The sequence below is a fragment of the Pseudonocardia tropica genome (assembly GCF_040105315.1).
Taxonomy (GTDB): domain Bacteria; phylum Actinomycetota; class Actinomycetes; order Mycobacteriales; family Pseudonocardiaceae; genus Pseudonocardia; species Pseudonocardia alni.
The window spans coordinates 51,529-71,615 of sequence record NZ_JBEDNP010000015.1; the positions used below are offsets into that span (position 1 = coordinate 51,529).

Below are 20,087 nucleotides of genomic sequence, written 5' to 3' on the forward strand. Positions count from 1 at the left end.
TGAGACGGATGGCCGCCGAGGCACGGCACGGAGAGCGTGAGTCCGTCGAGCCCGTCGAGCGCGTCGCGCAGGCCGTCGAGAGCGTCGGTCAGACCGTGGGGCACGCGGTGGAGGACATCGGGTCCTACATCCGCACCCAGCGCGAGGCCGCCCAGGTCTCCATGCGGCAGCTTGCCCGCACCGCGGGCGTCAGCAACCCGTACCTGAGCCAGGTCGAGCGCGGACTGCGCAAGCCGTCCGCCGAGATACTGCAGCAGATCGCCAAGGGGCTGCGGATCTCCGCCGAGGCCCTGTACGTCCGCGCCGGGATCCTCGAGGAGCGGCCCGCCGGTCAGGTGACCGACGCGGTGCTCACCGATCCGACTCTGAACGAGCGGCAGAAACGTGTGCTGCTCGATGTCTACGAGTCCTTTCGCAGGGAGAACGGCCTCTCTGCCGGCACCACCGACACCCCCACCGATACGAGGAAGTGATCACCATGGCCGTGAACCTCCCCACCAGCGCCGACGTGCAGAAGCTGCGCGAGCAGACCGCCGAGCAGGCCGAGGTCGTCCGCACCCCGCTGCTCGCCGTGCTCGGCGCCGGCGACTACGCCGTCACCACCGTGAGCAAGGCGGTCAACGACGCCCGCTCCACCGCCACCAAGCGCGCCGAGGAGGTGCAGACCCGCGTCCAGGAGCTCCCCGACGAGCTCAAGGAGCTCCGCGGCAAGCTGTCCTCGGACAACATCCGCAAGCAGGTCGAGGAGTTCCGCTCCGAGGTCGAGGGTGTGTACGTCGGCTTCGCCCAGCGCGGTGAGAAGGCCTGGGGTCGGATCCGCAAGCAGCCGCAGGTCAAGCAGGCCATCGCGACCGTCGAGGGCCTGACCGAGAAGTTCGACACCCGCGTCGACGAGTTCGTGGACGAGACCCACGACGCCGCCGTCAAGACCCTGGGTGCGGTCACCACGCAGACCCGCTCGGTCGGCGAGAAGGTCGCCCGCCGCGCCCAGACCGCCGCGGGCGAGGCCGCTGAGACCGTCACCGAGGTCTCGAAGGAGGCCGCCGAGGCGATCGAGGAGGCCGGCGACGAGGTCGCGTCCACCACGCGTTCGACCGCGCGCCGCACCGCCGCCAAGACCGACCCGAAGACCGCCACCGGCGCGAAGGTCCCGGCCCGCAAGCCGACCACCCGGCGTGGCACCTCGACGGCGTCGGACAAGAAGTGACACCCGCCGGGCCCCGCGCCCGGTGAGCACGACCCGCGCCCCCGGCCGATCCACGATCGGCCGGGGGCGCCGTCGTGTGCGGGACACGGACCGTCCCGCACGGATACGGCGCCGGAGGTGACCGGCGCCCGGGTTGTCCGTACTCTGGCCGCGTGTTGTCACTGCCAGGTGCCCCCGATGAACTGATCATCTTCGTGATCAAGTGGATCATGGTGGTGGTCGGCGGGTTCTCGTTCGGGCACGCACTGATGCAACGTGCGGACGCCTTCACCGCGGCGGGCAAGCTCACCAAGAACGCGTGGCTGAGCATCACCGGCGTCGCGCTGCTGCTGCTGATCATCACGAACGGCCCGATGTTCGGCGGCGCCATGTTCTGGCTGGCCGCCACCGTCGCGACGCTGGTCTACCTGGTCGACGTCAAGCCCGCGGTGATGGAGGTCCAGGGCGGTGGACCGCGCTGGTGAGCCACCCGGTCCTCGGGACGCTCCCGGCCGTCCCGGCGCTGGACCGGCCCGACCTGCCGCGAACTGCGTGGTCGTCGCCGGGAGGCGCGGCGGCGAGACGCGGTACGCCGCCTGCGTGGTCCTCGCGACGACCCGGGTCGACGTCAACGGTGCGGTGAAGGGCCGCCTCGACGTGCGCAAGGCGTCGTTCGCGCCGATGGACGCCGTCGCCCTGACCGGGATGGCCTACGGCGGCATCACCCCGATCGGGCTCCCCGCGGACTGGCCGCTCCGGCTGTCGCCCGGCGTCGAGGTCGTGCCGGACCTCGCGCGCTGAGTCAGCAGCCCGTGCTGCGGGCGGCCTCCGCGGCGGTGAACTCGAGCCGGTAGCCGCCCCCGCGGGGGAGCAGGACGGCGGACCCGTCGGTCGAGGTCCAGCCCGCGGGCAGCAGCAGGAACTGGCTGCCGGACTGCACGACGAGCTTGAGACCGTCGTAGCGGAAGCGGTAGCCGGCGTCCGGACCGGCGCACGGGGTCACCGTGACCCCGGGTCCGGTGAGGCCGAGCGACCGCTCGCTGTAGACGGTGGTGTCGGCGAGCCACGGCAGGCTCTGCTCGAACTGCACGCCCCGCCCGGCGCCGACGCCCGACGCGTAGGCCCCGACCGCCCAGAACAGCCCGACGCCGAGCAGCACGAAGGACACGCCCCACTCGGTGACCGCGGCCGTCGCCGGGACCGGGCTGGTCCCGCGGGCGAGCCGCGCCGCCGCGAGCAGCGCCAGGACCGCGGCGCACAGCGAGAGTCCCCGCAGCTCCGGGACCTGCACGAACAGCTCCGCACCCGCGGTGTCGGCGACGGCGAGCGCCCCCGCACCGACGCCGACGGCCGCGAGCAGCGGCACCAGGACGCGGCGCGACCGGAGCCGCGCCCGCTCCGAGAGCCGGGGGCGGACGAGCTGACGGCCCCACAGCACGAGCAGGACGGCCGTGCCGGTCAGGGCGAGCGGCGGGATCATCCCGTCGGCGCTGCGGACCAGGTAGTCGGCCGGCGTGAGGTCCATCGCGGTGTAGGAGACGCCGAGGTGGTCGAAGAAGCCGAAGGCGTGCATCCGGCCGAAGTAGAGGAGCAGCGCGGTCAGCAGCGTCGCCGGGGCGACGACGGTGCCGAGCGCCTGCAGGGCCCGGGGCAGGGACTCGGGTCCGGGCTGCGGCGCCGGACCCGTCGCGGCCGGCCCGGTGCCGACCGGCGTCGGCGCGGGGGGCGTGGTGCGGTGCGGACCGGCGACGCGTCGTCGGCGCGGCGGTGCGGTCACCCGCCGCCGTGCCCGGTGTCGTCCTGCGGGGTTCCGCCCACTTCCGGGGCGGGCTCGCCGCCGTCGCCCGCGGCCGGGTCGGGCTCCTCCGCCGGGAGGCCGTCGATCGGATCGCAGCTGCTGTAGCCGACCGTCACGCGGACGGTCCGCCCGACGATCGTGGCCAGGTGCGTGCCGGGGGTCGGTGTCGTGGCGCAGGCGAACCAGCTCCCGGTGGCACCCGGCGGCGACGCGGCCCGGTCGATCACGACCGTGACGCAGCCGGTCGGGGCCGGGGCGCACTCCGCCATCAGCTCGGCGCGGTAGGCGTCGAAGGTGTACTCGCCCCCGAGCTTGTCCGGGATCGAGCCGCGTGGCGGCGCGCCGCCGAGCCGGGGGGCGATCCGGGTCGGCTCCCCGCCGCCACCGGGGCGGGTGGGCGGCGGCGGGCGTCTCGTGGGGCGGTCCGTGGTGGTGGGCGCGGCGGGGTCGTCGACGGTGGGGCCCGCGCGGGACGGGGTCGGCGCGGGGGGCGTTCCCGTGGTCCTCGGCACCGGCGGCGCCACCCCGGGTGGACCACCGGTCGGGACGGGCGTCGGCACAGAGGTCGACGCCGTCGTCGCGGGCGGGACGATCCGGGGCGGCAGGTCCGCCGGGGGTGGGCCGCAGGCGGTGCAGGCCACGACCGCGCAGGCCACCACGCCGAGCCGGTTCCGCATCCCGACCTCCCGAGTGCGGCCCGGTCACGCACCGGTGCCTCAGCCGTACTCGGCGTGCCCGCGGTCGCCGTTACGTGCTCCGGGGTCCGCGTTCGCCCTGAGCGGACACGACTCAACTCCGGGAAGCGGAGGGGTCTCCGTGTGGTTGGGCAGGACATGAGTGACGTGCTGACGCTCCCGGTCCTGCCCCTCGACGACGCCGTGGTCCTGCCCGGCATGGTCGTCCCCGTCCGCCTCGACGACTCCGACACCCGTGCCGCGGTGGACGCGGCCACCGCCGCGGCCCAGGACCGCGACGACGGGAGACGGGTACTCGTCGTCCCCCGCATCGACGGCCGCTACGGCGCCATCGGCGTCGTCTCCGTGCTCGAGCAGATCGGCAGGCTCCCCAACGGGGACCGGGCCGCCGTCATACGCGGTGAGCGGCGCGCCCGCATCGGGTCGGGCGTCTCCGGCCCGGGCGCGGCGCTCTGGGTCGAGGCCGAGCCGGTCGACGCCGGCGAGCCCACCGGCCGCACCCAGGAGCTCGCCCGCGAGTACAAGGCCCTGGTGGTCGGCATCCTGCAGCAGCGGGGCGCCTGGCAGGTCATCGACTCCGTGCAGCAGACCAGCGACCCGGGCGCGCTCGCCGACCTCGCCGGGTGGGCGTCGTGGCTCGACGTCGCGCACAAGGCCGAGCTGCTCGCCGAGACCGACCTCGACGTCCGGCTGGAGAAGCTCCTGGGGTGGACCAAGGAGCACGTCGCCGAGCAGGAGGTCACCGACAAGATCTCGAACGACGTCCGCGAGGGCATGGAGGCCCAGCAGCGCGAGTTCCTGCTCCGCCAGCAGCTCGCCGCGATCCGCAAGGAGCTCGGTGAGGACGACCCGGAGGGCTCCGACGACTACCGCGCCCGCGTGGAGGCCGCCGACCTCCCCGACGACGTCCGTACGGCCGCGCTGACCGAGGTCGGCAAGCTGGAGCGCTCCTCGGACCAGAGCCCGGAGTCCGGCTGGATCCGGACCTGGCTCGACACCGTCCTCGACATCCCGTGGGGCACCACGACCACCGACTCGTCGGACCTCGTGGAGGCCCGTCGCATCCTCGACGCCGACCACGCCGGCCTCGACGACGTGAAGGAGCGCCTCGTCGAGTTCCTCGCCGTGCGCGCCCGTCGTGAGCGCAAGGGGCTCGACACGGTCGGCGGCCGCGGCTCGGGCGCGGTGCTCTCGCTGGTCGGCCCGCCCGGCGTCGGCAAGACCTCGTTGGGGGAGTCGGTCGCCCGCGCGCTCGGCCGGAACTTCGTCCGCGTCGCGCTCGGCGGCGTCCGGGACGAGGCGGAGATCCGCGGTCACCGGCGCACCTACGTCGGCGCGCTGCCCGGCCGCATCGTCCGCGCCGTCCGCGAGGCCGGCTCGATGAACCCGGTCGTGCTGCTCGACGAGATCGACAAGGTCGGCAGCGACTTCCGCGGCGACCCGACCGCGGCGCTGCTGGAGGTCCTCGACCCGGCGCAGAACCACACGTTCCGCGACCACTACCTGGAGGTCGACCTCGACCTGTCGAACGTCCTGTTCCTGGCGACGGCGAACGACGGCTCCGCGATCCCCGGCCCGCTGGCCGACCGCATGGAGATCGTGACGCTCGACGGCTACACCGAGCCGGAGAAGGTCGCGATCGCCCGTGACCACCTGCTGCCGCGGCAGGTCGCCAAGGCCGGTCTCGACGACGGCGACGTGGAGTTCACCGACGTCGCCCTGTCGATGATCGCCGCCGAGTACACCCGCGAGGCCGGTGTCCGGCAGCTGGAGCGCGGCCTGGCGAAGGTGCTGCGGAAGGTGGCCGTGCAGCTGGACGCCTCCGACGCGCAGCGCCCGGTGCACGTCGACGCGGACGCGCTGGTCACCTACCTCGGCCGGCCGCGGTTCACGCCGGAGTCCGCGGAGCGGACCTCGGTGCCGGGCGTCGCGACCGGGCTGGCGGTGACCGGTACCGGTGGGGACGTGCTGTTCATCGAGGCCACCGCGATGGACGGCGAGCCGGGCCTGCAGATCACCGGGCAGCTGGGCGAGGTGATGACCGAGTCCGTCTCGATCGCGCTGTCCTACCTGCGCTCGCGCGGGCTGGCCGGTGACCTCGCGTCGCGCAAGCTGCACGTCCACGTGCCCGCGGGCGCGGTCCCGAAGGACGGCCCGTCCGCCGGCGTCACCATGACGACGGCGCTCGCGTCGCTGGCCTCCGGGCGCCCGGTCCGGTCGAGTGTCGGCATGACCGGCGAGGTGACGCTGCAGGGCAAGGTCCTGCCCATCGGCGGGGTGAAGCAGAAGCTGCTCGCCGCGCACCGGGCCGGACTGACCGACGTGATCATCCCGAAGCGCAACGAGCCGGACCTGGACGACGTCCCGGCCTCGGTCCGCGAGGAGCTGCGGGTGCACCCGGTCGCCGACGTCTCCGAGGTCCTGGCGATCGCACTGGAGCCCGCCCACGACGCGGCGACGGCCGGGCAGTCCGCGGCCTGACCCCCGTCCGACCCGCGGCGCGCCCCATCCACGCGCAGCTGCTCGCCGGGTAGTTCGCCGAGATGCAGCTCAGTGGGAATTGTCGATCTTCGCGCCCCGCTGAGCTGCATCTCGGCGAGTGTGGTCGAGGGCCCGGCCCACCTCGGCGACGATCTCGTCAGGCCGTCGATGCATGTCCAGGGCGGTGTAGCGCAGCACCCGCCACCCCGCCGCGACGAGGCGGGTGTGCCGTCGGGCGTCGGCGCGGGCCGCCTCGGGCGTCGCGAAATGGCCGCCGCCGTCGTACTCGACGCCGAGGTGGTGGTCCGGGTAGGCCAGGTCCAGCCACAGCGCCGTGCGCCGGGCGTCGTCGAGGACCGGGTGCTGGGGTACCGGCCGCGGGAGGCCACCCCGGACGAGGACCAGCCGGAGCCGGGTCTCGGGCGGGGAGCCGGCGCGCGGGTCGGCCCACACCGACGCGTCGACCACCCGCCGGACACCCCGGGCGTGGGCGTGCCGGACCGCGAGGTTCAGCAGCACGTCCGGTGCGAAGGAGCCGCGGGACAGCGCGTCGACGGCGACGACACCCTCGGTCGGGGACAGGCGCCGCGCGAGGTCGAACGCGGTGCGGACTCGTGTGGTGACCCGGACGCCGCGGACCTCGGTCACCTCGTCGGGACGCAGGACGTCGCGGCGGACGAGCACACCGTCACGGGAGCGGGCTCCGGGGTGCGCCGCACCGACGGTCACCTCGGCCGGTGCAGCCCGCGGGGCGCACGACGCGCCGAGCAGCTCGGCGGCGGAGTACCCGCTGAGCACGGCGTCCGGTCCCGCCCAGCGGTGCGCCGCGAGCGAGCGGAGCCGCAGGTCGGGGCGCAGGTCGGCCGGTGCGTAGGTGTCCGGCAGCAGCCGGCGGTAGCGGGGCCCACGCAGGAGGTCGGGTCTGACGAGACCCGCCACCACGGCCGCGGTCCCGCGGAACACCTCGGGCCATCCGGGGATCGTCACGCGCCGATGGTGCGCCGGGTGCGGTGACCGTCGGACCGGATCGGCCGGACTCCGTCGCCATCGCGAACGAGGACGTACGCCGAGATGCAGCTCAGCGGGCCACAGAGATCCACAATTCCCGCTGAGCTGCATCTCGGCGACGTTCCGCCGCGCGCGACCCGGCCGGGCGAGCGGCGCGCAGGGCTGCGGGCTCAGCGGAAGACGACGGTCCGGTTGCCCTGGATCAGCACCCGGTCCTCCAGGTGCCACCGCAGCCCCCGGGCCAGCACCAGGCGCTCGATGTCGCGTCCCCGTCGCACCATGTCGGTCGCGGTGTCCCCGTGGTCGACGCGGGCGACGTCCTGCTCGATGATCGGACCGGCGTCGAGGTCGGCGGTCGCGTAGTGGCAGGTCGCGCCGATCAGCTTCACCCCGCGCCGGTGGGCCTGGTGGTAGGGCCGCGCCCCGGCGAAGGACGGCAGGAAGCTGTGGTGGATGTTGATCGCCCGCCCGGCCCACGCCTCGCACAGGTGTGCGGGCAGGACCTGCATGAAGCGGGCGAGGACGATCGCGTCGGGGGAGTCGTCGTCGACGAGCTTGCGGATCTCCTCGAACGCGGTGACCTTGCCCTGCTCGCGGGCCGGGTCGCCGGGTGCGGGGAAGGGCACGTGGTGGAACGGCACCCCGTGCGCGGCGACGACCGGCTCCAGCGACGTGTGGTTGCCGATCACGCGGGTGATCTCCACCGGCAGCTCGTCGGCCCACACCCGGCCGAGGATGTCGTGCAGGCAGTGCTGGTCGCGGGTCACCAGCAGCACGGCGCGCTTGCGGACGCCGGTGTCGGAGATGCGGTGCTCACCGCCCAGCTCGGCGGCGACCGGGGCGAACCGGGCGCGGAGCTCGTCGAGGCCGCAGGGGACCGACGCGGCGTCGACGACCTGGCGGGTGCAGAACACCCCGGCCTCGACGTCGGCGTGGTAGGCGGCCTCGGTGATCGAGGCGCCGAGCTCGGCGAGGAACGTGCTGATCCGCGCGACGATGCCGGTGCGGTCCGGGCAGGACAGGGTGATCACGTAGTGGGACATCAGGAGATCCGGGAGAGGGTGAACTCGGTCTCGGCCGCCATCAGCTGCTCGATCTGCCCGGCGACGGCCTGCTCGATCTTCGCCCCGATCAGCGGGACCTTCACCGTGACCTCGGCCCGGATCCGGATCTCGGAGCCGCCGTCGACGTCGGCGATCCGCATGACCGACCGTGCGGTGGCGGGGGTGCCGATGACCTTCACGGACCCCGTGCCGTCGTAGACGCCCGCGTCGCCGGCCCGCCACTGCTCGCTGCGGTCGATCTGCAGGTCCCCACCGGGCACGAACGACGACACGATCGACGGCAGGTGCTCGCCGGGGATCCCGTGCCGCAGCGTGTAGCGGACGCCCTCGGCGGTGGTCTCGTACGCGGTCACCCCGGCCCCGGGGCCGCCGATGTGACGCAGCTGCTCCTCCAGGAGATCGCGGTCGACCATCGCCGCGTAGACGGTCGAGGCCGGGTGCGCGGACGTTGCGCGGTAGTCGATCGAGCGCGGCATGGGCGAAGGCTACCGTTGCGGTCGTGAGTTCCCCCGCTCCGACAACGGTCGACCCGATGCTCAGTGCGCACACCACGCTGCGCCTCGGCGGACCGGCCTCCCGCATCGTGCGCACCGAGGGCGCGGCCGAGGTGGTCGACGCCGTCGCCGCGGCCGACCGGGCCGGGGAGCGGGTGCTGCTGGTCGGCGGCGGGTCGAACCTCGTCGTCGCCGACGCCGGGTTCGACGGCACCGTCGTGCTGCTGGCCGGGCGCGGGATCGGTCACGAGCGCGACGGCGACCGGGTGCTGCTGACCGTCGAGGCCGGCGAGGACTGGGACGACGTCGTCGCCGCGACCGTCGCCGACGGGCTCGGCGGGCTGGAGTGCCTGTCCGGGATCCCCGGGCGGACCGGCGCGACCCCGGTGCAGAACGTGGGCGCCTACGGCGTCGAGGTCGCCGACCTGCTCGTCGACGTCGACCTGTACGACCGGCGCACCGGTACCGTCCGCGAGCACGTGCCCGCCTCCGACCTGGGGCTCGCCTACCGCACCAGCGTCCTCAAGGGCGGCGACGACGCGATCGTCCTGCGGGTGCGCTTCGCGCTGCACGCCGACGGCCGGTCCGCCCCGATCCGCTACGGCGAGCTCGCCCGCACCCTCGGGGTCGACCCGGAGACGCGGACCGACCCGGCCGCCGTCCGCGAGGCGGTGCTCGGGCTGCGCCGCGGCAAGGGCATGGTCCTCGACGCCGACGACCACGACACCTGGTCGGCCGGCTCGTTCTTCACCAACCCGATCCTGCCCGCCGACCGCGCGCCGCAGGTCGACGGCCTGGCGGCCTGGCCCGCGGCGGAGGGCCGGGTCAAGCTCAGCGCCGCCGGGTTGATCCAGAACGCCGGGTTCGGCCGCGGTCACGCCGGCCCCGGCGGGCGGGTGTCGCTGTCGACGCGGCACGTCCTGGCCCTGACCCACCGCGGCGGCGGGACGACGGCCGACCTGCTGGCCCTGGCCCACGAGGTGCAGGCCGGCGTCGCCGAGCGGTTCGGCGTCACCCTGCATCCCGAGCCGGTGCTGGTGGGCTGCACCGTCTGAGACCCTCTGTGCGTGTGCGTCCGGTTCGTGTTGCGCCGCACGGGGGAGCACCGTCCTCCTGCCGATCACACGTACCGGATCTCGGCGTACGGTCGGTGCGCAACGCACGGATCGAGTACGCGGGGGAACGGTTGCGACGGGTACTGATCGTCGTGGTGGCGCTGATCGGCGCGCTGGGCATCGTCGGGGCGGTGGCCCTCGCGGCCTCGCCGCAGGACCCGGCGGCGTCGCAGGCCGCACCGGCCCCGGCCGGGCCGCTGGTGAGCTACCAGCCGCCCGTGCGCGGCGCAGACGGAGCGGGCATCGACACGGTCTCGGCCGCGACGGCGAACCCGGCGCAGCCGGTCTCGGTCCGGGCGGCGGGCGGCATGCTGGACGGGGTGTCGCTGACCGACCCGGACGGCCACGCCGTCGACGGCGCGCTGTCCCCGGACCGCAGCACCTGGACCAGCAGTGGTGACCTGGACTTCGCGACCACCTACAGCTGGCACGGGCGCGCCGTCGCCCCGGACGGCACGGCGACCCCGGTGCAGGGCACCGTCGCGACGCTGAAGCCCGCCCACACCGTGCGCGGCACCCTGAACATCGGCGACGGCCGCACCGTCGGCGTCGCCGCGCCGATCGAGATCCAGTTCGACCGGCACGTCGAGGACCGCGCCGCGATCGAGAAGGTCCTGAAGGTCACGACCTCGAAGGAGGTCGAGGGCGCGTGGGGCTGGCTGCCCGACGAGAACGGTGGTTCGCGCGTGCACTGGCGGCCGAAGGAGTACTGGCCGTCGGGCACGAAGGTCACCGTGGACGCACCGCTCGAGGGCGTCGACTACGGCGGCGGCAGCTACGGCGCCGAGGACCTGGCCACGTCGTTCGCGATCGGCCGCGCCCAGATCGTCAAGGCCGACGCCCGCTCGTTCCGGATGATCGTGATCCGCGACGGCAGGCAGATCGCGGACTACCCGGCGTCCTACGGCCTGGCCGACGACCCGAACCGCAACACGCGCTCGGGCATCCACGTCGTCACCGAGAAGTTCACCGACAAGCGGATGGTCTCGCAGCAGTACGGCTACGACGTCGTCGAGAAGTGGGCCGTCCGGATGAGCAACAACGGTGAGTTCATCCACGCCAACCCGGTGTCGGCCGCCGCGCAGGGGGCCGCGAACGTCACCCACGGCTGCGTGAACCTGTCGATCGAGAACGCCGAGGCGTACTACGACACCGTCCTCTACGGCGACCCGGTCGAGGTCACCGGCACCCCGGTGCAGCTCTCCGCGCGCGACGGCGACCTGTGGGACTGGACGCTGTCCTGGGAGAGGTGGAAGGGGTTGTCTGCGCTGCCCTAGCGGGTACCCGCGGGCATGACCGCCCCCGAGAACCCCGACCGGCCCGACGGCGACCGCCCGACCCCGCTCCAGGAGGAGGGGGCCGAGCAGATCCTGCGCGAGTCCGAGGAACGGATCGCCGGCGCCGCCCGTGGCGACAGCCCCGGTGACGACGCCGACCAGAACCGCCGGTCGGAGGAGACCCTCTAGCGCCGGTGCCGCCGCGTGCCCGACGCCTGGTCACGCGGCTTGAGCACGATCTGGTCCAGGTTGACGTGCGACGGCCGGGTCGCGGCGAAGACGATCGTGTCGGCGACGTCGTCGGCGGTCAGCGGGGTCAGGCCCTCGTAGACCTTCGCCGCCTTCTCGGCGTCGCCGAGCCGCACTTCGGAGAACTCGGTCTCCACCATGCCGGGGCAGATCTCGGTGATCCGGATCGGCTCGCCGAGCAGCTCCCCGCGCAGGGTGCGGTGCAGCATCGCCTGGGCGTGCTTGGCGCCGGTGTAGCCGGCGCCGTTGTCGTAGAAGTCCAGCGCGGCGATCGAGGTCACGGTGACGATGTGCCCGTCGCCCGACGCCCGCAGCCTCGGCAGGAACGCCTGGGTGAGGCGCAGCGTGCCGGCGACGTTGGTCTCCCACATCCAGCGCCAGTCGTCCTCGTCGGCGTCCGCGACGGGCTCCAGACCCTTCGCGCCGCCGGCGTTGTTGACCAGCAGCTTCGCCTCGGGCACGGCGTCGGCGAACGCGCGGACGGACTCCCGGTCGGTGACGTCGAGGGTCAGCGCGGTGCCGTCGATCTCCTTCGCGATCTCCTCGCAGCGCTCCACCCGGCGGGCTCCCAGCACCACGTGGAAGCCCGCGGCACCGAGTGCGCGGGCGGTGGCGGCGCCGATCCCGGAGGAGGCGCCGGTGACGACGGCGGTCGGACGGTCGTTCGCTGTCATGCCGCCGAGCCTATGACCTACCTCGGCTCGACGCCGCGCTGCGCCGACCGGTCCCCGCGCCGGGCCGCGGCCCGCTGCGCCGAGAACACCGCGGCGCCGAACAGGCCCACCCCGACCCCGGCGATGCAGGTCCAGAACCAGGCGCCGGCACCGTTCGCCGGATCGAACCCGGAGCCGGTGACCATCGCGAACACGGCGGCGACGCCCGCGCCGACGGCCCACAGCAGCATCCCGCCGAGGATCACCGGCGGGGACTCGTAGAGGCGCGCCGGCAACGGCGGCGGGGGCGGTGGGTCGCTCGCGCGCTCGCTCTCGTGGGCCGTCACGGGGCCGTAGCCTAAACGGTGCACGGACGGAACCCGCAGCGTTGCGCCGCGTCTAGGGTGTCGCCGTGATCGAGCGCCTGTTCCGCGTGTCCGAGCGCGGCTCCACCGTCTCCCGCGAGCTGCGCGGGGGTCTCGTCACGTTCATGGCGATGGCCTACATCATCGTCCTGAACCCGCTGATCCTCGGAAGCGTCACGCCGGGCGACCCGTCGGCCAAGGCCGACGCGCTGGGCGGGATCCTCCCGGTCGCGCAGGTCGCCGCGGTGACCGCCCTGGTCGCGGGCGTGATGACCATCCTCTTCGGCGTCGTCGCGAACTACCCGTTCGCGATCGCCACCGGCCTGGGGATCAACACCCTGCTGGCCGTGACCATCGCGCCGCTGATGACCTGGCCCGAGGCGATGGGCCTGGTGGTCGTCAACGGCGTCATCATCGTGATCCTCGCCCTGACCGGCTTCCGGACGGCGGTGTTCAACGCCGTACCCACCGAGCTCAAGACGGCGATCGCGGTCGGCATCGGCGCGTTCATCGCGCTGATCGGCCTGGTCGACTCCGGCTTCGTGCGCCGGCTGCCCGACGCGGCGAACACGACGGTCCCGGTCGGGCTGGGCACCGGCGGCTCCATCGCCTCATGGCCGACGTTCGTCTTCGTCGTCGGGTTGATCATCGTCGGCGTGCTCGTCGCCCGCGGTGTCCGTGCGGGCATCCTCATCGGCGTCGTGGTGAACACGATCATCGCGATCGTCGTCGAGGCGATCGTCCGGGTCGGCCCGGGCGGCCCGACCAACCCCGGCGGCTGGTCGCTGGCCGTGCCCGCCATCCCGGACCGGATCGTGGGGCTGCCGGACCTGTCGCTGGTCGGGCAGGTCTCGCTCGGGGCGTTCACCCGGCTCGACGTCATCACGGTCGTCCTGCTGGTCTTCACCCTCGTGCTGGCGAACTTCTTCGACGCCATGGGCACGCTCACCGGCCTCGGCCGCCAGGCGGGCCTGACCGACTCCGACGACAAGCTCCCGAACGTCGGGAAGGCGCTGGTCGTCGAGGGTGCGGGTGCGGTCGCCGGTGGTGTGGGGTCGGCGTCGTCGAACACGATCTTCGTCGAGTCCGCGGCCGGCATCGCCGAGGGCGCACGGACGGGTCTGGCGAACGTCCTGACCGGTGTCCTGTTCCTGCTGGCGATGTTCTTCACGCCGCTGTACTCCATCGTCCCGGTGGAGGCCGCGGCCCCGGCGCTGGTCGTCGTCGGAGCGCTGATGTTCCGGCAGATCACCTCGGTCTCCCTCGACGACCTGCGCACCGCGATCCCGGTGTTCCTGACGATCACCGTCATGCCGTTCACCTACTCGATCGCCAACGGCATCGGCGCCGGTTTCATCAGCTACGTCGCGCTCGCCGCGGCCACCGGGCGCGCGCGGCAGGTCCACCCGCTGATGTGGGTCGTGGCGGTGCTGTTCGTGGGCTACTTCGGCGTGGGACCGTTGCGGGAGCTGCTCGGCTGAGAACGCGCCCTTGCGAGTCGACGAAGGTTAGGCTAACCTCAATCTCGTCGCTTCGTGGTGGGAGCGGCGCGTCAGTTCGGGACAGGAGAAGGCCCCGGACCCCACAGGGTCCGGGGCCTCCTTCTTTCCCCAGTCACACCCGACCCGCCGCCGAGCGGGTCAGGGCGCGTAGATGCGGACCCAGTCGACCTGGAAGTCCAGCGTCTCGGGCGAGGTCGCGTCCGGCGCCGGGATCCAGTCGTCGCCGTAGGGGCCGATGTCCTGCTGCATCGCCAGGTGCATCGACCGCGGCGGGATCTGCTCCGGGTCGGTGGTGCGGAAGACCTCGGCGCCGTCGATGTAGAACACGACCCGGTCGGGCAGCCACTCGACGGCGTAGGTGTGCCACTGCGTGAAGTCGCCGCGGACGGTCTTGCCGACCTGGCTGTTGTCCTCGCCGTAGTGGACGATCGTGTGCGTCTCGGCGCGCTCGGGCTTCGGGATCTCCATGAAGTTGAGCTCGCCGCCCTCGGGCCAGTCCTCGGCGTCCGGCCAGAGCAGCGCGACGTCGCCGTAGCCGACGCCGGGGTTGGTCTTGGCCCGGATCTCCCAGCGGCCGTACTGCTGTCCGCCGCGCCAGGCCAGGCCGGCGGAGGTGCGCCCGCGGCTGGTGAGGACGAGCTCGCCGTCGCGGACCGAGATGTTCTCGGCCCGGTGCCGGCCGTTGCCCCCGGTGGTCTCCCCGGTGTACGGGCTCCAGCGCGTGCGGTCGAGCGCGGTGCCGTCGAACTCGTCGTGGTCGGTGAGGCGCCAGCCGTTGCGCACCGCCGCCTCGGTGTCCGAGCGGGACGCGGGGTCGAGCTCGCCGACCTCGGTCGGGCGTTCCTGGTCGTGCATCCCGCCCGGTCCCGGCGGCGCCGCCGGTGCGGGCGTCGGGCCGGACGAGCCGGTCAGCAGGGTCGGGTCCACGGCGACCGTGACGACCCCGGCCAGGACGGCCAGACCCGCCACGAGCCCGACGACGGCGGGCCAGCGGCGTCGCGAGGGGGCCTCGGGGTCGTGCTCGGGCTCCTGCTCCGTCTGTTCCGGCACGACCCCCTCCTCAATCGTCGACGGCGGGTCGTCGGCAGCCTAGGAGGGGACGGCTGTGGGGCAGCTGAGAGGGGCCCGGCGCCCGAAGATCGACCGTTGTGGAGGATCCGGCCCGCTGAGCGAGCGCCGCGCCCCACAACCGGTGATCATGAACCGCTCGACGCCTGACCCGACCCGGTCCCGGCGCCGGCGGCGCCCCCGTCGAGGGTGTACTGGCGGACCCAGTCGACCTGCATCTGCGTCTCCTTCCCCGACCCGCCCTGGGGGAACCAGTCGAGCTGGATGCACAGGTGCATCGGCCCCGGCGGCTGCACCTTCTGCTCGGTGGTCTCGAACCACTCCTCGCCGTCGACGTAGGCGGTGATCCGGTCCGGCGTCCACTCCAGGGCCCAGTTGTGCCACTGCGTCGCGTCGACCTCGACCGAGCCCTCGACCTGGGAGTTGTCCGCGCCGTAGTGGAAGAACGCGTTGGTCTTCTGCCGCTCGGGGTCCATCATCTCCATGAAGTCGAGCTCGCCGCCCTCGGGCCAGTTCTCCGCGGTGGGCCAGAGCAGCAGCAGGGCGTTGTACGACGGGTCCCCGACCGGCGCGCGCACCCGGCCCTCCCAGCGGCCGTACTGCTGGGAGCCCTCCTTCCACGCCATGCCCGCGGTGTTGCCCTGGCCGTCCCCGGTGATCGTCAGGACGCCGTCCGCCACCGCGGCCGCGTCCGGGGTGCGACGGCCGTTGCCCGCGTGCCCGGCGCCGTCGTAGATGCTCCAGCCGTCGGTGCCGTTGTCGAACTCGTCGGCGCGGACCGGCTGTCCCCAGCCCAGCGTCGCCGCCGCGGTGGTGCCCTCGCCCGCCGTCGCACCGTCCGCCGTCGGGGCGCTCCCGGTGGCGGGTGCGGGCGCGGCCGCGCCGCCCGAGCCGGTGGGGCAGGGCGCGGGGGTGGTCCGGTCGCCGGTGCCGGTGCCGCCGGTGAGGAGGCCGGCGGCGGCGTCGTCGCTGGTGCCGTAGGCGGTGGCACCGGACTCGTCGGGAGCGCCGGAGGCGGTGGCGCTGCCGGACGAGCCGCTTCCCGACGGGGTGCCGCCGCTTCCCGAACCGGTGTCGCCGGAGGCGCCGTCGTCGGAGCCGCTGCCCCCGAAGCCGCTGCCCCCCGAGCCGCTGCCCCCCGAACCGCTGTCGTCCGAGCTGCTCTCGCCGCGGGAGCCGTCCGAGCTACCGGACCGGCGTTCGCCGTCCGGGTCCCCCGACCCGTCGGACCCACCGTCACGACCGTCCTCCGACCCGCCGGACCCGGAGCCGCCGGAATCGCCGGATCCGGACGCGGCGGAGGACCCGCCGGACCCGGAGCCGCCGGAACCGTCGCTGCCGTCCCCACCGTCGCGCTCGCGGTCCACGCCGCCGGAGCCGTCGGAGCCCGACCCGGAGCCGCTCCCCGACCCGGACCCGCCGGAGCCCGAGCCGGTACCGTCCCCGGACCCCGAGGACCCGCCCGACCCGACGCACACCCCGCCGTCTGCCCCCAGCTCCAGGTCCGGACGCGGCGCACCGGCGGCGTCCTGCCCCGAGCTCACCGACGGCGTCGCGGGGCCCCCGGGTTCCACCCCGGCCAGCTCCCCGGCAGGCCCCAGTGCCAGCAGGACGACCGTGACCCCCTTGGCCAGCAGGGACTTGAGCAGCTGCTCCAGCTCGTCGGCGGTCATCGCCCACTCCAAGGTTCGGTCACGTCAGTCGTCCACGTCGGGGGTGTCGGTGGTGATGGGGGTGTCGGCGGTGACCAGCCAGTGGCCCGCCGCGTCGAGCTGCAGGACCACGCGGGTGCGCCAGCGCCGGACCTCGGGGGCCGCGCCGGGCCCGGCCGTCGTCGTGCGGACGGTCGCGACGAGCCCGGTGCGCCCGCGGGCCCAGTCGGTGGCGCCCTCGTCGAGGTCCTCGACCTCGGCGGTCCGTCCCGCGCCGGGCGGCGGCGGGTCGAGGACGGGCGCTCCGGCCGCGGCCGGGCTGCCGGGCAGCGCGTACGGGGTGCCGTCGAGGGTGGTGCCCGCGGCCGCGCCGGCCCGGGTGCCGTGCGCGGCGACCAGGTAGGCGCGTGCCACCGCCCCGGGCGACGACGGCCGTGTCGCCGGCACGGGTGGCTCCGCCCCGCGGACGGGACCGGGATCGCCGAGGGCGTCCCGGTCGGCCGAGGTCAGCACGGCCTGCGACGGCGGTCCGGGCAGCAGCGCCGGCACCAGCAGGGCCAGGGGCACCGCGAGGACCGCGGCGAGCACGAGCAGCGGCAGGGAACGTCGCACGGGGTCACTCCGCGAAGCTGATGTGGACATGGTCGTAGTGGCCGCCGGTCGCGTCGGAGGTGTCGTAGACCCCGCCGCCGGTGTAGCGACGGCCCCAGCCGGAGCCGTCGCCGCGCACCGAGGGGTCCCAGTAGCGGCCCTGCCAGATCAGGTACTGGACCTTCAGCGGGGCCGCGTTGCGTTCCAGCCAGCGTGCGATCGCCCAGCCCTCGTCGAGGTCGGCGCCCGTCGCGAACGCCCCGGCCTTCCCGGTGAACACGTCGCAGGCCCTGCCCTTCGGATGGTCCGACCGCGGGTTCTGCAGGTGCTCGTCCCAGCAACCGACCGTCTCGATGGTCGGGCCGAAGACCGCCCGGACCGCGTCGAGACCGTGCTTCGTCGCGCCGGTCAGGCAGCCGCCGGAGCGCACCGGATCGGGTTCGTGGCAGCCCGTCGCGCCGCCGGTCCAGGCGGGTGCCGGTGCCGCCGCGGCGTCCTTCGCCGGGGCGGCCTTCTGCGGCGGTGGCGGGGACGACTCGCGGTCGTCGACGGTCGTCGTGCCGGAGTAGTCCGCGACGAAGCCGTGCACCGCGTCGAGGTAGCGCCGGATCGCCGACGCGCACGCCTGCGAGCAGTCCGCCTCCCCGCCCGTCGGCACCCCCGACGCCGAACCGGTGACCCGGCTGCAGCCCGCGATGTGGCAGACCAACATCGCGTCGAGCACCGGCACGTCCTTCGGGGTCGTCGCCAGGTACCCGGCGGCGGCGCGCAGCGTCGAGCAGAGCCACGGCACGACGACGCGCAGGTGCCCCTCGGGCTCGGTCAGCGCCGCGTCCGGCCACGGTGCGCCCCCGGCCGCGACCCAGGTCCGTTCCGAGACCTGCAGCAGCCCGGCGGCGGTGTCGGTGCGCAGCTCCGGGTCCCAGCCCGACTCGGCCTGCACCTGGGCGACCACCCAGGCCGGCGGCAGCTCCGGGCAGCCCTGCGAGGTCATGTCCGTGACCAGGTCGAGGTGCGGCCGCGCCGCCTCCGGCACCCGCGCCGCGTCGACGCCCGAGGTGACCGGTTCCGCGGCCGGTGCGGCCAGGACCTGTCCCGCCGTCCCCAGCAGGAGTGCGACGACTACCGGCACGATCAGCAGCGCTCGCACGGGTCACCGGACCGGTCCGGTCGGAACGGCCAGCACCCCGCGCATCGGTCGCAGCCCACCGACGCCGGCCGGGGTGAGCGGCCGGTCGAGCCGGCCGGACGTCGTCAGCGCGGCGACGATCCGTCCGATCGCCTCGGCGTAGCGGCGGACCGCGGCCGAAGGGCCGGGACGGGTGAGGACCCCGGCCGCGTCCGACCACGGGTCGGCCGAGCGTGCCCAGCCCGGCACCGCGGGCAGCGCGACGACGGCCGCCCACCCGGGACCCGCGGCGTCGGCGTCGATGCCGTCCGGGTCGGCGGTGCCGGGGTGCAGGACGAGGACCGGAGCGTCCGGCCCGGGTGCCGGGGCGACGCGGGCGGCGGCGGCCAGCCCGGCCGCGGTGTCCCGGGTGACGACGACGTCGGACAGCAGGTCCGGCCCGCACACCCGCCCCAGGTCACGGCCGTGCAGGGCCCGGGCGACGGTCGTCGTCCCGACCCCGCCGGCCAGACCCCCGACGACCGGGATCCGCCCGTTCACCGCGCACCGCCCCGGGCGAGGTCGACCGGCGACGGCCGCCGGGCCGGTTCGGCCGCGGGCCCCGCGTCGACGACGAGCCCGTCGCCGGTGAGGACCACGCCCACCTCCAGCCGGACCCACCGCGCGGCCAGCCCGCGCCAGCCGCGCGCGGCCGGGGCCGGGGCTCCGGCGGGCGCCCCGATCGGGTCGTCGGGCTCGGGTTCCGGCGCGGCCGTCCCGCGGGCGTCGACGCGGCGGTAGGGCACGACCCGCACCCGGACGTCGACGACGGCGCGGTCGCCGTCGGTGCGGACGCGGCCCGGCAGCACGAGGTCGGCCCGCTGGCGTCCGGTCCCGGTCCAGCCGAGCAGCCCGTCGGCCGCGCCCGTGGGCAGGTGGGCGGCGAGGACGCGGCCGCGGCGGGCGACGTCGTCCTCGTCCCAGGACAGCAGGTCCGCGGCGAAGGCCCCGGCCAGCGCGGACGCCTCGGCGGGATCGACGAGCGGCGAGGGGACGGTCCCGGCGGGGGCGTCGGCGGGCCGTGCCTCGTGGTGGTGGGGATCCGGGCCGGGCGCCCGGACCGCCGTGCCCGGTGCGGCCTCGGGGGCCGGGACGCCGGGGTCGGCGAGTTCCGGACCCGCGGTCGCGAGTCCCGGGGCGGGTGACCCGGACGCCCGGTCGGCCGGCCCGCCGCGACCGGACGGTGCCGGCGAGCCCGGGGCAGCGGGTGCCGAACCGGGCGCAGTGGCCGCGGTGTCGGGTACGGACGGCGACACCCCGGGATCCGCGCTGCTCTGCGTGCCGTCGGCCCGCGTCGTCGCGGCAGGCGCCCACGCCGCCCAGGCCGCGGCGACCTCGTCGGAGACGGGGGCGAGGGCCGGGGTGACGGCAGGGGGCGGCACCGGCGGGAAGCCGAAGGGATCGGTGACCGGCTCCGGCTCGGCGACCGGCTCCTGCGGCGGCCTCCGCGGTGTCCAGGCCGCCGGTCGTGCCGACGCGGTCGCGGGGCCCTCCGCCACCGGAGCCGCGGGCGTCCCACCGGTCGACGGGGCCGGGGCGGCCTCCCGGGCCCGGGGCGCGGCGGGGCGCGGAGCCGGGCCGGGGACCGGGTCGTCGAGCCAGGGGTCGGGGCCGTCGTCGAGGGGGCGCTCGTCGCGGGCGGTGCGGCCGAACAGCCGGAACGGGGACATCGTCGTCGTGCGGGTCATCGACGCCGGTCGTGGTGGTGCTGGATGGACATG

General features: G+C 74.9%; 21 protein-coding genes and 1 pseudogene. 9 read left to right on the forward strand and 13 right to left on the reverse strand.

The window, feature by feature from the left end; all coding sequences use genetic code 11:
* Positions 1 to 8: 8 nt before the first annotated feature.
* From WHI96_RS21920 to WHI96_RS21935, 4 genes and pseudogenes are all read left to right on the forward strand, one after another.
* Positions 9 to 473, forward strand: a complete 465-nt coding sequence (locus WHI96_RS21920; RefSeq protein WP_345654832.1) for a helix-turn-helix domain-containing protein — start codon at positions 9 to 11, stop codon at positions 471 to 473.
* 5 nt (positions 474 to 478) lie between these two features.
* Positions 479 to 1,207 carry a hypothetical protein gene (locus tag WHI96_RS21925; protein ID WP_345654835.1) on the forward strand — a complete coding sequence of 243 codons (729 nt, stop codon included), beginning with the start codon at positions 479 to 481 and terminating at the stop codon, positions 1,205 to 1,207.
* A gap of 152 nt (positions 1,208 to 1,359) precedes the next feature.
* A complete protein-coding gene (locus WHI96_RS21930; RefSeq protein WP_425571743.1) occupies positions 1,360 to 1,671 on the forward strand; it encodes a DUF2516 family protein in 312 nt (103 codons plus the stop codon).
* 43 nt (positions 1,672 to 1,714) lie between these two features.
* Positions 1,715 to 1,978, forward strand: a pseudogene (locus WHI96_RS21935) (YbaK/EbsC family protein); the annotation flags it as partial.
* 10 nt (positions 1,979 to 1,988) lie between these two features.
* Here the strand turns inward: WHI96_RS21935 and WHI96_RS21940 are convergent.
* Together WHI96_RS21940 and WHI96_RS21945 are read right to left on the reverse strand one after the other, a co-directional pair.
* Positions 1,989 to 2,963: a hypothetical protein gene (locus tag WHI96_RS21940; RefSeq protein WP_345654838.1), complete on the reverse strand. Its 975-nt coding sequence runs from the start codon at positions 2,961 to 2,963 to the stop codon at positions 1,989 to 1,991.
* Positions 2,960 to 3,661, reverse strand: a complete 702-nt coding sequence (locus WHI96_RS21945) for a hypothetical protein (protein ID WP_345654840.1) — start codon at positions 3,659 to 3,661, stop codon at positions 2,960 to 2,962. The genes WHI96_RS21940 and WHI96_RS21945 overlap by 4 nt, the downstream gene beginning before the upstream one ends.
* Positions 3,662 to 3,817: 156 nt before the next feature.
* Between WHI96_RS21945 and lon the strand changes: the two genes are divergently transcribed.
* The gene (gene lon / locus WHI96_RS21950) at positions 3,818 to 6,160 is read left to right on the forward strand and encodes an endopeptidase La (RefSeq protein ID WP_345654843.1); all 2,343 of its coding nucleotides are present in this window, start codon (positions 3,818 to 3,820) and stop codon (positions 6,158 to 6,160) included.
* Between the two features lie 69 nt (positions 6,161 to 6,229).
* On the opposite strand, the gene WHI96_RS21955 is transcribed toward lon, so the two are convergent.
* The 3 genes from WHI96_RS21955 to WHI96_RS21965 all read right to left on the reverse strand — a co-directional run bounded on the left by WHI96_RS21955 (position 6,230) and on the right by WHI96_RS21965 (position 8,708).
* Positions 6,230 to 7,147: a type IV toxin-antitoxin system AbiEi family antitoxin gene (locus WHI96_RS21955; RefSeq protein ID WP_345654845.1), complete on the reverse strand. Its 918-nt coding sequence runs from the start codon at positions 7,145 to 7,147 to the stop codon at positions 6,230 to 6,232.
* Between the two features lie 191 nt (positions 7,148 to 7,338).
* Positions 7,339 to 8,211: a formyltetrahydrofolate deformylase gene (purU, locus tag WHI96_RS21960; RefSeq protein WP_345654848.1), complete on the reverse strand. Its 873-nt coding sequence runs from the start codon at positions 8,209 to 8,211 to the stop codon at positions 7,339 to 7,341.
* On the reverse strand, positions 8,211 to 8,708 hold the full coding sequence (locus WHI96_RS21965) for a DUF2505 domain-containing protein (protein ID WP_345654851.1): 498 nt from the start codon (positions 8,706 to 8,708) through the stop codon (positions 8,211 to 8,213). Before WHI96_RS21965 ends, purU begins: the two co-directional genes overlap by 1 nt.
* A 56-nt stretch (positions 8,709 to 8,764) precedes the next feature.
* On the opposite strand from WHI96_RS21965, the gene WHI96_RS21970 reads away from it, so the two are divergent.
* The 3 genes from WHI96_RS21970 to WHI96_RS21980 all read left to right on the forward strand — a co-directional run bounded on the left by WHI96_RS21970 (position 8,765) and on the right by WHI96_RS21980 (position 11,307).
* A complete protein-coding gene (locus tag WHI96_RS21970) occupies positions 8,765 to 9,781 on the forward strand; it encodes a UDP-N-acetylmuramate dehydrogenase (RefSeq protein WP_345655041.1) in 1,017 nt (338 codons plus the stop codon).
* 95 nt (positions 9,782 to 9,876) lie between these two features.
* Positions 9,877 to 11,118, forward strand: a complete 1,242-nt coding sequence (locus WHI96_RS21975; RefSeq protein ID WP_345654854.1) for a L,D-transpeptidase — start codon at positions 9,877 to 9,879, stop codon at positions 11,116 to 11,118.
* Between the two features lie 15 nt (positions 11,119 to 11,133).
* On the forward strand, positions 11,134 to 11,307 hold the full coding sequence (locus tag WHI96_RS21980; RefSeq protein WP_345654857.1) for a hypothetical protein: 174 nt from the start codon (positions 11,134 to 11,136) through the stop codon (positions 11,305 to 11,307).
* Here WHI96_RS21980 and WHI96_RS21985 read toward each other — a convergent pair.
* Together WHI96_RS21985 and WHI96_RS21990 are read right to left on the reverse strand one after the other, a co-directional pair.
* Positions 11,304 to 12,041, reverse strand: a complete 738-nt coding sequence (locus tag WHI96_RS21985; protein WP_345654860.1) for an SDR family NAD(P)-dependent oxidoreductase — start codon at positions 12,039 to 12,041, stop codon at positions 11,304 to 11,306. The genes WHI96_RS21980 and WHI96_RS21985 overlap by 4 nt on opposite strands.
* Before the next feature lie 17 nt (positions 12,042 to 12,058).
* Entirely contained in the window at positions 12,059 to 12,367 is a 309-nt protein-coding gene (locus WHI96_RS21990; RefSeq protein ID WP_345654863.1) for a DUF2530 domain-containing protein, read from the reverse strand.
* A 65-nt stretch (positions 12,368 to 12,432) separates the two neighbouring features.
* Here WHI96_RS21990 and WHI96_RS21995 point away from each other — a divergent pair, with 65 nt between their 5' ends.
* Positions 12,433 to 13,866, forward strand: coding sequence for an NCS2 family permease (locus WHI96_RS21995; RefSeq protein ID WP_345654866.1), 1,434 nt, complete (start codon positions 12,433 to 12,435; stop codon positions 13,864 to 13,866).
* A 159-nt stretch (positions 13,867 to 14,025) separates the two neighbouring features.
* On the opposite strand, the gene WHI96_RS22000 is transcribed toward WHI96_RS21995, so the two are convergent.
* The 6 genes from WHI96_RS22000 to WHI96_RS22025 all read right to left on the reverse strand — a co-directional run bounded on the left by WHI96_RS22000 (position 14,026) and on the right by WHI96_RS22025 (position 20,054).
* A complete protein-coding gene (locus tag WHI96_RS22000; RefSeq protein ID WP_345654869.1) occupies positions 14,026 to 14,937 on the reverse strand; it encodes a glycoside hydrolase family 16 protein in 912 nt (303 codons plus the stop codon).
* A gap of 146 nt (positions 14,938 to 15,083) precedes the next feature.
* Complete coding sequence (locus WHI96_RS22005; RefSeq protein WP_345654872.1) at positions 15,084 to 16,628, reverse strand: glycoside hydrolase family 16 protein; 1,545 nt, start codon at positions 16,626 to 16,628, stop codon at positions 15,084 to 15,086.
* Between the two features lie 24 nt (positions 16,629 to 16,652).
* Complete coding sequence (locus tag WHI96_RS22010) at positions 16,653 to 17,219, reverse strand: hypothetical protein (RefSeq protein ID WP_345654874.1); 567 nt, start codon at positions 17,217 to 17,219, stop codon at positions 16,653 to 16,655.
* A 4-nt stretch (positions 17,220 to 17,223) separates the two neighbouring features.
* Complete coding sequence (locus tag WHI96_RS22015) at positions 17,224 to 18,348, reverse strand: VldE C-terminal domain-containing protein (protein WP_345654877.1); 1,125 nt, start codon at positions 18,346 to 18,348, stop codon at positions 17,224 to 17,226.
* Positions 18,349 to 18,351: 3 nt separating this feature from the next.
* Complete coding sequence (locus WHI96_RS22020; protein ID WP_345654879.1) at positions 18,352 to 18,867, reverse strand: hypothetical protein; 516 nt, start codon at positions 18,865 to 18,867, stop codon at positions 18,352 to 18,354.
* Positions 18,864 to 20,054: a hypothetical protein gene (locus WHI96_RS22025; protein WP_345654882.1), complete on the reverse strand. Its 1,191-nt coding sequence runs from the start codon at positions 20,052 to 20,054 to the stop codon at positions 18,864 to 18,866. The genes WHI96_RS22020 and WHI96_RS22025 overlap by 4 nt, the downstream gene beginning before the upstream one ends.
* Between the last annotated feature and the right edge of the window lie 33 nt (positions 20,055 to 20,087).